Below are 11,819 nucleotides of genomic sequence, written 5' to 3'. Positions count from 1 at the left end.
CCATGAACCATTTTCCCAGACCACCGAATCACGCCCCACAAACGACACGCCCCACAAAAAAAGACCCGAAGGGCACCCCATTAAGCAACAGGCTCTCTAACGCGCGCCCGCTTCCTCAACCTGCGCCGCGAGCATGTTTCGGTCACCGAGACGAGCGAGCCCGCGCGACGAGCGCCGCAGCGCGGAGCTAGAGGCCGAGGCCCACCAGCATGGGCTCCGGCTGCAGGATCACGCCGAACTCCGACTGCACCCGGCCCTGCACGAAACGGGCGAGCTGGCCGATCTCGTCCGCCGTGGCCCCGCCGGTGTTGGTGAGCGCAAGGGTGTGCTTGCTGGAGATGGCCGCGCGCGACCCCGGCAGCCGGAAGCCGCGCGAGATCCCGGAGTTCTCGATCAGCCAGGCCGCGCTGAGCTTGACGAGCCGCACGGGGCTCGGATCAGCGACCGGCCCGACCCCGTAGTACTCGTCCAGCGGGATCACCCGGTCGGGCAGCTCCGCGTCCCCGAGCGGCCAGCGCGGCGCCGCATCCGGCATCGTGCGGGAGAAGGCCAGCGACACGATCGGGTTGGTGAAGAACGACCCGGCGCTGTGCGTGTCGGGGTCGCCGGGGTCGAGCACCATTCCCTTGGCCCCGCGCAGGGCGAGCACGGATGCCCGCAGCGCCCCGAGCGGCACCCGGTCGCCCACCTGCACCCCGAGCGCCCCCGCCAGCTGCGGGTAGGCGACCGGCCGGCTGAGCGCGCCGCCGAGCACGGATGCCTCGGCCTGCGTGTCGTGCAACTCCAGTTCGACCGCGAGCACGAGGCCGCGCAGCCCCTGCTTGAGAACGGAGGTGCGGTAGCCGAGCTCGAGCTCCGCCGCCTCGATCCGGCGGCGGACACCGGTCTCGTAGTCGAGGAAGTCGATCGCGAGCAGGCTGTCGGAGAGCTCCTGGCCGTAGGCGCCGATGTTCTGCACGGGCGCGGCCCCGGTCGAACCGGGGATGCCGGAGAGCGCCTCGAGACCCGACCAGCCCCGCTCGACGGTGTGGGCGACGAGATCGTCCCACGGTTCGCCGGCCTGCACGCGCAACCGCACCCGTTCGGCCGCCACGGCATCGGCCGCCTCGGCAGCGCCCGCCGTGGCATCGGCCGCCACGGCATCCAGCACCGTCACTCCCCGGGTGAGCACCCGGATCACGGTGCCGTCGAAGCCGTCGTCGGAGACGACCGTGTTCGAGCCGCCGCCGAGCAGCATCCACTCGTCGCCGGAGCCCCAGGCGGTGAGGGTGGCGTCGACGAGTTCCTGCTCGGTGGCCGGGGAGAGCAGCCGGGCCGGCAACCCGCCGACCCGCATGGTGGTCAGATCGGCGAACCGGGGCTCCCGCCCGGCGAGCGCGCCGGAATCGGGCACGGAATCAGGCATCGCTGAGCGGTGCGGCGGCCAGGCGGACGCGCACCTGCGCCTTGCCGAGCACGGTCACCTCGTTGAACGAAACGGTGAGGTCGATCCGCGCGATTCCGGCATCCGCGTCGATGGCGCCGACCTTGGCGACAACCGTCACGACGGCGCCGGCGACCGGGTCGACGAGCACCGGGCGGGTGAAGCGCACCTGGTAGTCGCCGATGCGGCCCGGGTCGCCGGCCCAGTCGACGACCGGCTGCACGGCCAGGCCCATTGTGAGCATGCCGTGCGCGAGCACGCCGGGCAGCCCCACCGAGACCGCCACATCGTCGCGGTAGTGGATGGGGTTGAAGTCCCCGGATGCCCCGGCGTAGCGCACGAGGGAATCGCGGGTCAGCGGGAAGCTCGCTTCGGCGACGACGGCGCCGACGACCAGGTCGTCGAGGCGGGGCGTGGTGCTTTCGATGCTCATTCGTCTCCCCTGACGACAAGGGTGGAGGTCGCGGTCACGACGTGGGCGCCGGCCGCGTCCACGACGCGGGACTCGGCCGTGACCATCGAGTGGCCGCCGAGGCTCTTCACGCTCGCCACGGTCAGGGTCGCCGTCAGCAGGTCGCCGGCGACGATCGGGCGGCTGAAGCTGAACCGCTGGTCGCCGTGGACGACGCGGCTGAAGTCGATGCCGGCATCCGGTTCGGCCAGCAGCTGGGCCAGGGTCGCTTCCTGCACGACCACCGCGAAGGTGGGCGGGGCGACGACGTCGGCGTAGCCCGCTGCGCGCGCGGCCTCCGGGTCGTGGTTGATCGGGTTGGTCGCGAAGACGGCGCGGGAGAACTCGCGCACCTTCTCCCGGCCGACGAGATAGGGGGCGACCGGCGGGAAGACCCGGCCCTGCAGTTCGGGGTTGACAGACACAGGAGGAGTTTACCGGTCGCGCCGGGAAGCGGGCCGATCAGGCAGCCTGAATCGGGCAGACTGAGGGGTGTGAAACTTGCCCGCGTACGCCTGGCCGACCCCGAGGTCGCCCCTCTCCTCGCCGACCTTCGCCGCGAGTACGAGGAACGCTACGGCGACGGCGACTCGGTGCACGACGTGGAGGCGGACGCCTTCGACCCGCCGCACGGCGGCTTCATCGTGCTCCTCGACGGCGGCAACACCGTGGCGGGCGGCGGCATCCGCCGCCTCGACGACGCCACCTGCGAGGTCAAGCGGATGTGGACCAACCCGGCCTACCGCCGGGCCGGCCACGCGTCGACGGTGCTCGCCGCCCTCGAGGAGCTGGCCCGCGAACTCGGCTACCGGCACGTGCGGCTGGAGACCGGCTACGCCCAGCCGGAGGCGCTTGCCCTCTACCGCCGCCTCGGCTACCGGGAGATCGGCAACTACGGCATCTACGACCGGGCGACCGGGTTCGAGCGGTCGTTCCCGGCCGACGACGACGCCCGCTGAGCCGCAGCCGCCCCGGCCCGCGATATCCGGCATTGGCCTGCACCGCGCGCGCTTGCTAGTTTTGGCAGTGCCATGCATAACAAATTAGATCCCCACCCCGACCTTCCCATCGACCTCCCGACGGCCGAGCGCATCCACGCCGCCGTGGAGCACTATGGCGAACAAGCGGTGATCGACAACTCCATCGCTCTCCTCCGCGCCAAGAACGCCGGCAAAGACTTCCTGCTCTACGCCGGCGGCCGCCACGCGCTGGGCATCCTCGACGGCGCCCCCGCCCTGTACTGGCCCGAGCTGTGGGGCGCCCGCGCCCTGCTCTACGTCTGGAGCGACGCTGCCGCGCCCTACGTCGTGGTGGGCCTGAACAACCAGGCCTGGCGGGTGCGCGAGATGTGCGCGCGGGTCATCATGCTGCGGGGCCTCGAGGTTGCCCCCAAGCTCGTGCGCCTCACCACCGACGAGGTGCCTCGTGTGCGCGCCGCCGCCCTGCACGCCCTGGCCGCGCAGGGGACCGCGGACCACCTCGCCACGATCGTGCAGCGCCTGCGCGACCCCGACAAAGAGGTCCGCCGCGCCGCCCAGCAGGCCAGGGACGTGCTCTCCGGCCGCTGGAACCTGCCGAAGGACCCGAGCCAGGGCGTGGAGCAGACCCACGGCACCCGGCACACGCACGACGAGAGCGAGTAGCATCACCTCTCGGCGGATGTCGCCGCACGGCATCCGCAGGGTGAGGGGATCCTGATGTTCCAGCGTTACGTCGCCATCGGCGACAGTTTCACCGAGGGTGTCGGCGACGAGCTGCCGGGCGGCCGGCTCCGCGGCTGGGCCGACCTGGTCGCGCTCGGCCTCGCCGCGGCCTCCGACGCCCCGGTCTCCTATGCGAACCTCGCCGTGCGCGGGCGCCTGCTCGGCCCGATCGTCGCCGAGCAGCTCGAACCGGCCATCGGCCAGGCCCCCGACCTGCTATCGATCTGCGGCGGCGGCAACGACCTGATGCGACCCCGGGTCGAGATCGGCTACGTCATCGACCTGATGGGCCAGGTCGTCGAGCGCGGGCTTGACAGCGGCGCCCACGTGCTCGTGCTCAGCGGCGGCAACCCGTCGCGCCACCTGCCGATGGGCGCGGTGATGCAGCGCCGCGGCGACCGGCTCGCCGAGGCCGCCCGGGACGCCTTCGTGCGCCCGGGGGTCACCCTGGTCGACAACTGGGCCGACGCACACCTCGCCGACGCGCGGTTCTGGTCGGTCGACAAGCTGCACCTGAACGCCCTCGGGCACACCCGTGTCGCCTCCAACGTGCTCGACGCGCTCGGCGTGCCGGTGCCCGCGGAATGGGCCGAGGTCGAGGCGTCCGCCGCCGACCGGGTGCAGGGCACCGCCGCGTACTACCGCGAGTACGTGCTGCCGTGGATCGGGCGCCGGCTCACCGGCCGATCCTCCGGCGACGGACGACCGCCGAAACGCCCCACCCTCGAGCTCGTCGACGCCTGAGCCGGGGTGCCGCCCGTTCCGGCCGGCGACGCCTCGCCCCGGAATCCCGGGTCACTTACCCCCGCGTCCAGACATTGACGTTCATCAATATATGGTGGATGATTGCATCGACAACGATCAATGCACCGAGGGAGAGCCACATGAGTGAGCACACCGACACCGTGCGCGAGGCGGTGCGCGCCCGCTATGCCGGCGCGGCCCTCGCCGTGACCCGGCGGGACGGGACCCCGGCCGCATCCACCGCCTGCTTCGGACCCGGCGACGCGGCGGATGCCGCGGCCGACTGTTGCGGGCCGGCGTTCGTCGACGGGAGCCTCGTCTTCGGCGCCGCGCTGTACGACCCCGCCTCGACCGACGACCTCCCCGAGGCGGCGGTGCTGGCCAGCCTCGGCTGCGGCAACCCCACGGCGGTCGCCGACCTTCGCACCGGCGAGACCGTGCTCGACCTCGGCTCCGGCGGCGGAATCGACGTGCTGCTCTCCGCCCGCCGGGTGGGCCCGACCGGCTTCGCCTACGGTGTCGACATGACCGACGAGATGCTGGACCTGGCGCGGGCCAACGCCACGGCCGCCCACGCCGAGAACGTCGAGTTCCGGAAGGGCACCATCGAGGACCTCCCGCTGCCCGGGGAGAGCATCGACGTCGTGATCTCCAATTGCGTGATCAACCTGTCCACCGACAAGCCGGCCGTGCTGCGGGAGATGTTCCGGGTGCTCGTTCCGGGCGGCCGGGCCGGAGTGTCCGACGTCGTGGCCGAGAACCAGCTCAGCCCGGCGGACCGCGCCTCACGCGGCTCGCACGTCGGCTGCATCGCCGGCGCCCTCTCGGTGCAGGAGTACACGAACGAACTCGGCCTGGCCGGCTTCGAGCAGGTGAGCGTCAGCCTCACCCACGAGGTCGCCCCCGGCATGCACGGCGCGATCGTGCGAGCCGTCAAGCCGCTCGCCGCCTGATCCCGTCAGACGACGGGCGGCACCCGCAGCAGGGCACCCTCCTCGCGGCAGGTGGCGGCCGCGATGCGCATGGCATCGGCCAGCAGTCGCTGCCAGCCCGCGGCATCGGCCGGCACGCCCCGGGTCAGGAACGTCTGCACGCTGGAGGCGAGGGTCGCGTCACCCCCGCCCATCGTGTCGACGACCGCGCCGGGCAGCGGGGTGATCGGCTCGCTCACGAGCAGGCCGTCGTCGGTCTCGATCGTCGCCCCGTCGCGGCCGGCGGTCGCCAGCACGTGGTGGGTTCCGGCGGCCACGAGCCGCGCTCGCAGCTCGGCCAGGGTGCTGCCGTAGAGCAGCTCGGCGTCGTCATCGCCGACCTTGGTCAGCAGGCTGCGGGCGGCGGCGCGCTCGAAATTGCGCACGAACGCCTCGCGGTCGGCGAGCATGCCGGCGCGCGGGTTCGGGTCGATCACCAGGCGCGCCTCCGGGTCGGCGACGGCGGCGAGGAAGGCATCCGTCTGGGCCGTGTCGTCGAACGGGAAGCAGCTCACGACCACGAGCCGGGCCGCATCGAGGGCGGCGCGCTCAACGTCGCCGAACTCGATCCGGCGCTTCCTCGCGGCCTCGTTGAACGCGTAGCGCGGCTCGCCGTCGGTGCGGTCGGAGGTGGCGCGGGAGCTGCCGTGCGGGCCGGGAGTGGCGATCAGGGTGACGTCGTGGGCGGCGAGGGCTTCCCGCAGCACCGCGCCGTCCGCGTCGTCGCCGACCATGGCGATGAGCGTCGTCGGAACGCCGAGCACCGCGAGGCCGACGGCCACGTTCAGGGCCGCGCCACCCGGGAATTCGCGCAGGGACTCAGCGTCGCGGAGTTCGTCGATGAGGGCGTCGCCGACGACGACGACACGGTTGGATTCAGTCATTCGGTCGTATCTCCCCTGATCCGCGAGCGATCAGCTCGTCTTTGCGCCCAGCCTACGACCCCGGGTCCGCGGACGTAGGACGTACGTGCGAGGAAGGGCCGCCCGATCTCCGGGCGGCCCTTCTGTTGTCCAGCGCGGTGTTCGTCAGGTGCGCCGGCCCGAGATCGACCGGACCAGGAACATGATCACGGCGATGACGAGAAGCACGACCCCGACCCAGAGCAGGAACTGGAGGGATTGCACGAAACCGCCGGTGAGGAGAAGCACGACCGCCACGATTGCGATGATGACCAATAACAGGTTCATGATTGCCGACCTCACTTTGCTCTGCTGCCGGGGGACCTCCCCGGTAACCGGCAGCATAATCCGATCCGCGAGTTTTCGTCACCAACCGGGTCAGGAATTTCCCAGCCGGGCCGAGAAGGTCCGCGAGGCACTCTGCCCGATCAACCGCGGCCGAAGATCCGTAGATCCGTAGGATGAGCGCCTCCATCAGCCGGTCGCTCAGCGGCGCGCGCAGCAGGAGGATCGCCCGCGCGCGCGTGCCCCAGTTGGTGCGGATCGCGCCGGGTGACCCGGACTCCCTACCGAGATCGCGGGAACGCTCCGAGCTCGGCGGAGAGCTCGCGTGCGATGCGGGCGGTGAGCGCGCCGACCTCCTCGAGGTGCGCTCCCAGGCGTGGCTTCGGGCCCGAAACGTTGATCGCCGCAACGATGTTCTGGCGAAAGTCGAAGACCGGCGCCGAGACTCCGACCAGTCCCTTCTCGAATTCCTCGTCCACCGTTGCGTAGCCGTGCGCGCGGATCTTGATCATTTCCGCCAGGAATCCGGCGAAATCCGTGATCCGCGGCCGGCCCTGGCGCGGCGGAAGGGATTCCAGCCCTCCTGCCGGGTTGGCGAACGTGGCGAACGGGCGGAGCACCGCGGTGTCGTTTCCGTGAACGTCATACCACCGCCGCAGGTCCTCCTCGGCCCAGTCGCTGACCAGGACGCGGCCCGATGAGGTCTGCCACGCCGCAGTGCTCACTCCCTCCCAGCCGACCCCCCGGAATGCGTACTCGCTCATTTCGCTCGAGAGGGTCAGCACGTTGCCTCCGCGCAGCACGCACAGGTTTGCCGTCTCCCTGGTGGCGGTGACCACCCGCCGGAGGTAGGGGACGGATGCCCGCACCAACTGGGCCTCCATGGTGCGAGCGGCAAGCGCGTAGAGCCGGTAGCCCAGGCGGTAGTTCTGGGTCACCGGGTCCCTGGACACCATCCCGACCTCGGCGAGCGTCGCCAGGGTGCGGGAAACGATCCCCTTGTCCCGGCCAACCAGCTCAGCAACCCGCACCACGCCCAACCCGCCGGCCGCCTCGGCCTCAGCTGACCCCAGGGCCTCGAGCAGCCTGAAGTCGCGCCGGAGTCCGGCCGAATTCCGGCGCGCCCCGGTCGGGGCCGCGTCACCGGTGTCATTCATCATGAGTGTTGACTGTAGTCATGAGTTGCCATTTGCACAACGCCAGTTGTGCAAATAGAAACTGTCTCGTAGCCTCATCTCTATTCGACGGTCGTTTCGGTGCAGAACCGGCCTCATCTCAACGAAGAGTGAAGGAGGAAGCATCCGTGACCGAATTTGACTTCACCGGGCTGCTGACGTTCTGGGCGCGCCGCTGGGATGACATTCTCGGGCTCGTCGTCGAGCACATCACCGTCGTCGCCGTCGCCCTCGTCATCGCCATGGCCATCGGCGTGGGGATCGGCATGCTGGTGTGGAGCCGGCCCATTCCCCGCTCGGTCACGATCGCCGCGGCGGGCGTGGCGCTGACCATTCCGTCCCTCGCCCTCCTGGCCATCCTGATCCCGCCCTTCGGCCTCGGCTGGACCCCCACGGTGATCGCCCTGGTCGTGTACTCCCTCCTCCCGATCGTGCGCAATACCGTCGTCGGCCTCCGGGAGGTTCCTCCCGCCATCATGGAGTCCGCCAAGGGGATGGGGATGAGCCCGGTCAAGGTGCTCTTCAGCATCCAGCTCCCGATGGCCTGGCCGGTCATCCTCACCGGGGTGCGCGTTGCGGCCCAGCTCACGGTCGGAATCGCGGCAATCGCCGCCTACGTCGCCGGTCCAGGCCTTGGTGCGTTCATCTTCAGGGGGCTCTCGTCCCTCGGCTCCAAGAACGCCCTCAACTTCGCCCTCACCGGCACCGTGGGTGTCATCATCCTGGCTCTTCTGATCGACGCGATCTTCGTCGCAATCACCCGTTCCACGACCTCAAGGGGACTCCGTGCCTAAGCCATCCGACACCGCAATCCTGCAGATCGCCCGGAACACCAGCGGCGCGCGCATCGTGCTCGACGGCGTCACCAAGACCTACCCGAATCAGCCGATCGCGGCGGTCGAGAATTTCTCGATGACCGCGGAGCCCGGCGAACTGATCATGTTCGTCGGCCCCAGCGGCTGCGGCAAGACCACCACCATGAAGATGATCAACCGCATCATCGAACCGACCAGTGGCTCCATTTCCATCGACGGGCGGGATGTGCTCTCGCTCGATCCGAACGAACTCCGCCGTCACATCGGGTACGTGATCCAGCAGATCGGGTTGTTCCCCCACATGACGATCGCGGAGAACATCGCCGTGGTTCCCCGGCTGCTCGGCTGGAGCAAGGCGAAGACCGCCACCCGCGTCGAGGAACTGCTCGTCACGGTGGAGCTCGAGCCGTCCGCATTCGCCAGCCGCTACCCCAAGCAACTCTCCGGCGGCCAGCAGCAGCGGGTCGGCGTGGCCCGGGCCCTCGCCGCGGACCCGCCGGTGATGCTCATGGACGAGCCGTTCGGTGCGACGGACCCGATCACGAGGGAGAAGCTCCAGGCCGAGTTCCTGCGGCTCCAGGAGTCGCTCGGAAAGACGATCATCTTCGTCACCCACGACTTCGACGAGGCAGTGCGGCTCGGCGATCGCATCGCCGTACTGAGCAATCGAAGCCAAATCGAGCAGTTCGACACCCCCGCAAACATCCTGACCAACCCCGCAAACGACTACGTCGCCTCCTTCATCGGCCATGGCGCAGCCATCAAGCGTCTCGTCCTCATCCCCGTCACCGAAGCGATACTCGGGCCGGCCGGCGAATCGGCCGGCGGGCCGATCACCGTCAGCGTGGACGACTCCCTGCGCGATGCGCTGGACTCGCTCGTACTCACCGGGCTGCCAGCCCTGACCGTCATCGACCGAGCGAACAAGCCGGTCGGCTCGATCAGCATCGACCGTATCTCGGCGGTGCTCGGAGCTGAGGTTCCCGCTGCCCCCGCAGCGCGGCAGGACACCGGCACCGGCCAGGGGTCGTGACCATGAGCCTCGACGCCACCCGCCAGATGCAGGCGATCCGGCCGCTGCCCAGCACCCGCCGCACCTTCTTGACTCGCACCCGGTTCGTGACCCCGATCGTGGTCGCATTCGTTCTCGGCCTCACCTTCCTCTGGCTCTCGAATCTCCGCCTGGACTCGATCGAACAACGCACCCTCAATCTGGACTACATCGTCGCACGGACTCGCGAGCACCTCGGCCTGACCGTGGTTGCCTCGGCCCTCGTCGCCGTGCTCGCAATTCCCACCGGCGTCGCCCTAAGCCGAACGAAATCCCGCGTCGTGCGGGCGATCGTCCTTGGCCTGGCCAACATCGGCCAGGCGACCCCCGCTGTCGGCGTCATCATCCTGCTGGCGATCGTGTGGCAGACCGGTTACACCACAGCTCTCGTCGCGCTCGTCGTCTACTCCTTCCTCCCGGTGCTCCGCAACACCCTCGTCGGGCTGCAGCAGATCGACGCGAGTGTGCGCGAATCCGCGACCGGCATGGGGATGACCCGCAACCAGGTGCTCCTGAAGATCGAGCTGCCTCTCGCCGTCCCGGTGATCCTCGCCGGCCTGCGCACTTCCCTGGTCTTCGCCGTCGGTGTCGCCACCATCGCCACATTCATCAACGCCGGCGGGCTCGGCGACATGATCGTCAACGGCCTGAAGCTGCAGCGCTACCCGGTGCTGATCACCGGAGCGGTGCTCGTCGCGTCCATCGCCCTGTTGATCGACTGGATTGCCGGCATTGCCGAAGACCTGCTCCGCCCCCGGGGCATCTAGCCCTCCCGAACCGCACCTCCATCTCACCGCACCCACGGCGCACCACCCACAAGGAGCAACCATGAAAAGAAGGACCACTCACTCGCTGCTGGCCATCGCCGCCCTCGGAGCGCTGGCGCTCAGCGCCTGCGCCGGCACGGCATCCTCCGGCGGATCTGCCGCCGGAAAGGGCGACGAGGTCGCAGGCCTGAAGGGCACAATTGGCGCCAAAGACTTCTCTGAGCAGTTCATCCTCGCCTACCTCACCAGCGAACTGCTCAACGCCCACGGCGCCAAGACCGAGGCGAACACGAAGGTCGTCGGCTCCGCGAACGTTCGTGCGGCACTGGAAAGTGACGACTTCATGGGCTACTGGGAATACACGGGCACCTCGTGGATCACCTACAACAAGAACACCGCCCCCGTGCAGGGTGAGGAGGCCCAGTTCACGGCCACCAAGGAAGCGGACGCGAAGAACGGGATCGCCTGGCTCGACCCGGCACCGCTCAACAACACCTACGCCTTCGCCATCCGTTCCGACAAGGCCAAGAAGCTCGGAGTCACCTCGCTGAGCGACATCGCCGCGCTGCCTGCTGCGGAACAGACCTTCTGCATCGAGAGCGAGTTCTCGACCCGAGACGATGGTTGGCCCGGGCTGAAGAAGGCCTACGGCATTGACGTTTCGGACTCCAACGTTGCGCTGCTCGACACCGGCGTCATCTACACGGCCACTCAGAAGGGCGACGACTGCAACTTCGGTGAAGTCTTCCAGACCGACGGCCGAATCAAGGCGCTCGACCTGACCGTGATGAAGGACGACAAGTCGTTCTTCCCGGTCTACCAGGGCGCATTCACCCTCAAGCAGACCACGCTCGACAAGAACCCGGGGATCGCCGAGGTGATGGCACTGCTGTCGCCGAAGCTCACCACGGAGGTCATGCAGACCCTCAACGCGCAGGCGGATGTCGACGGAGACGACCCCCAGGACATCGCCCACAACTGGCTGACCGAAGAGGGACTGATCTAAATGACCCAGGCCCTTCACATCGGCGAGAGCTTTGTTGGCGACGGCGTCAACGCCGCGCACGTCAACACCGTCTTCGGACACCGCGAAGGGCCGGCCGGGGTGGCCTGGGCTTCGGCCCTGGCCACCCCGAGCCAGGGACACGTTCCATTCGTGACCGTGCTTCGACCGTCCCTGCCGGTCAAACCGCTCACCCTGTTCGTCACCAAGGCGGCGCCCGCCGGCGACGCCCACGGGCTGCTCATCTGGGGTCCCGCCCAGGCCGGCATCGCCGCCGGGGTCGCCGAGGCGCTGGCTGACGGGATCATCTCCCGAGAGGAAGCCGACTCCCACGTCATCATCGCGGCGGTCTGGGTCAATCCTCTGGCCGACGACGCCGAGACGGTCTACGCGAACAACCGGCTTTCGGTGCGCACCGCCCTGGAGAACGGCGCCCGCAATCTTCCTGACACCGACGAGGTCATCGCGGCCCGCGCCACCCCGACCAATCCATTCTTCACTCCGAAGTCCTGATGCCTGCAGAACCGGG

At 69.3% G+C, this 11,819-nt stretch carries 15 protein-coding genes, 1 tRNA gene and 1 pseudogene; 9 read left to right on the top strand and 8 right to left on the bottom strand.

The features are described 5' to 3' along the window. Positions 1-187 precede the first annotated feature (187 nt). From E3O32_RS10290 to E3O32_RS10280, 3 genes are read right to left on the bottom strand one after another with little or no spacing between them, the layout of a single operon-like run. Positions 188-1,405 (bottom strand): UDP-N-acetylmuramate dehydrogenase, encoded by a 1,218-nt coding sequence (locus E3O32_RS10290; RefSeq protein WP_134509179.1) that lies wholly within the window; start codon positions 1,403-1,405, stop codon positions 188-190. Next, positions 1,398-1,856: a MaoC/PaaZ C-terminal domain-containing protein gene (locus tag E3O32_RS10285; protein WP_134509177.1), complete on the bottom strand. Its 459-nt coding sequence runs from the start codon at positions 1,854-1,856 to the stop codon at positions 1,398-1,400. The genes E3O32_RS10290 and E3O32_RS10285 overlap by 8 nt, the downstream gene beginning before the upstream one ends. After that, entirely contained in the window at positions 1,853-2,299 is a 447-nt protein-coding gene (locus tag E3O32_RS10280; RefSeq protein WP_134509175.1) for a MaoC family dehydratase N-terminal domain-containing protein, read from the bottom strand. The genes E3O32_RS10285 and E3O32_RS10280 overlap by 4 nt, the downstream gene beginning before the upstream one ends. A gap of 69 nt (positions 2,300-2,368) precedes the next feature. Here E3O32_RS10280 and E3O32_RS10275 point away from each other — a divergent pair, with 69 nt between their 5' ends. The 4 genes from E3O32_RS10275 to arsM all read left to right on the top strand — a co-directional run bounded on the left by E3O32_RS10275 (position 2,369) and on the right by arsM (position 5,274). Then, positions 2,369-2,833: a GNAT family N-acetyltransferase gene (locus E3O32_RS10275; RefSeq protein WP_166790824.1), complete on the top strand. Its 465-nt coding sequence runs from the start codon at positions 2,369-2,371 to the stop codon at positions 2,831-2,833. A gap of 72 nt (positions 2,834-2,905) precedes the next feature. Further along, positions 2,906-3,517: a HEAT repeat domain-containing protein gene (locus E3O32_RS10270; protein ID WP_134509171.1), complete on the top strand. Its 612-nt coding sequence runs from the start codon at positions 2,906-2,908 to the stop codon at positions 3,515-3,517. A 54-nt stretch (positions 3,518-3,571) separates the two neighbouring features. Continuing rightward, complete coding sequence (locus E3O32_RS10265) at positions 3,572-4,321, top strand: SGNH/GDSL hydrolase family protein (RefSeq protein ID WP_134509169.1); 750 nt, start codon at positions 3,572-3,574, stop codon at positions 4,319-4,321. A gap of 140 nt (positions 4,322-4,461) precedes the next feature. Next, a complete protein-coding gene (gene arsM / locus E3O32_RS10260; protein WP_134509167.1) occupies positions 4,462-5,274 on the top strand; it encodes an arsenite methyltransferase in 813 nt (270 codons plus the stop codon). A 5-nt stretch (positions 5,275-5,279) separates the two neighbouring features. On the opposite strand, the gene E3O32_RS10255 is transcribed toward arsM, so the two are convergent. From E3O32_RS10255 to E3O32_RS17900, 5 genes and pseudogenes are all read right to left on the bottom strand, one after another. Next, the gene (locus E3O32_RS10255; protein WP_134509165.1) at positions 5,280-6,176 is read right to left on the bottom strand and encodes a carbohydrate kinase family protein; all 897 of its coding nucleotides are present in this window, start codon (positions 6,174-6,176) and stop codon (positions 5,280-5,282) included. Between the two features lie 144 nt (positions 6,177-6,320). Then, positions 6,321-6,482, bottom strand: coding sequence for a hypothetical protein (locus E3O32_RS17280; protein WP_166788643.1), 162 nt, complete (start codon positions 6,480-6,482; stop codon positions 6,321-6,323). A 278-nt stretch (positions 6,483-6,760) separates the two neighbouring features. Beyond that, positions 6,761-7,021: an IclR family transcriptional regulator domain-containing protein gene (locus E3O32_RS17275; protein WP_255455508.1), complete on the bottom strand. Its 261-nt coding sequence runs from the start codon at positions 7,019-7,021 to the stop codon at positions 6,761-6,763. A gap of 13 nt (positions 7,022-7,034) precedes the next feature. Next, positions 7,035-7,136 (bottom strand) — tRNA-OTHER (locus tag E3O32_RS17270). A 293-nt stretch (positions 7,137-7,429) separates the two neighbouring features. Then, positions 7,430-7,636: pseudogene (locus E3O32_RS17900) on the bottom strand (helix-turn-helix domain-containing protein); the annotation flags it as partial. A 146-nt stretch (positions 7,637-7,782) separates the two neighbouring features. Between E3O32_RS17900 and E3O32_RS10245 the strand changes: the two are divergent. The 5 genes from E3O32_RS10245 to fae all read left to right on the top strand — a co-directional run bounded on the left by E3O32_RS10245 (position 7,783) and on the right by fae (position 11,803). After that, a complete protein-coding gene (locus E3O32_RS10245; protein WP_241974767.1) occupies positions 7,783-8,448 on the top strand; it encodes an ABC transporter permease in 666 nt (221 codons plus the stop codon). Further along, on the top strand, positions 8,441-9,502 hold the full coding sequence (locus tag E3O32_RS10240) for an ABC transporter ATP-binding protein (protein ID WP_194087808.1): 1,062 nt from the start codon (positions 8,441-8,443) through the stop codon (positions 9,500-9,502). The genes E3O32_RS10245 and E3O32_RS10240 overlap by 8 nt, the downstream gene beginning before the upstream one ends. 2 nt (positions 9,503-9,504) lie before the next feature. Next, complete coding sequence (locus E3O32_RS10235) at positions 9,505-10,287, top strand: ABC transporter permease (protein WP_134509161.1); 783 nt, start codon at positions 9,505-9,507, stop codon at positions 10,285-10,287. A gap of 61 nt (positions 10,288-10,348) precedes the next feature. Next, positions 10,349-11,293: a glycine betaine ABC transporter substrate-binding protein gene (locus E3O32_RS10230; protein WP_134509159.1), complete on the top strand. Its 945-nt coding sequence runs from the start codon at positions 10,349-10,351 to the stop codon at positions 11,291-11,293. Then, positions 11,294-11,803, top strand: a complete 510-nt coding sequence (fae, locus tag E3O32_RS10225; RefSeq protein ID WP_134509157.1) for a formaldehyde-activating enzyme — start codon at positions 11,294-11,296, stop codon at positions 11,801-11,803. Positions 11,804-11,819: the final 16 nt, after the last annotated feature.

Source organism: Cryobacterium mannosilyticum (assembly GCF_004402705.1).
GTDB classification, from domain to species: domain Bacteria; phylum Actinomycetota; class Actinomycetes; order Actinomycetales; family Microbacteriaceae; genus Cryobacterium; species Cryobacterium mannosilyticum.
This window is presented reverse-complemented; position numbering and strand designations above follow the sequence as displayed.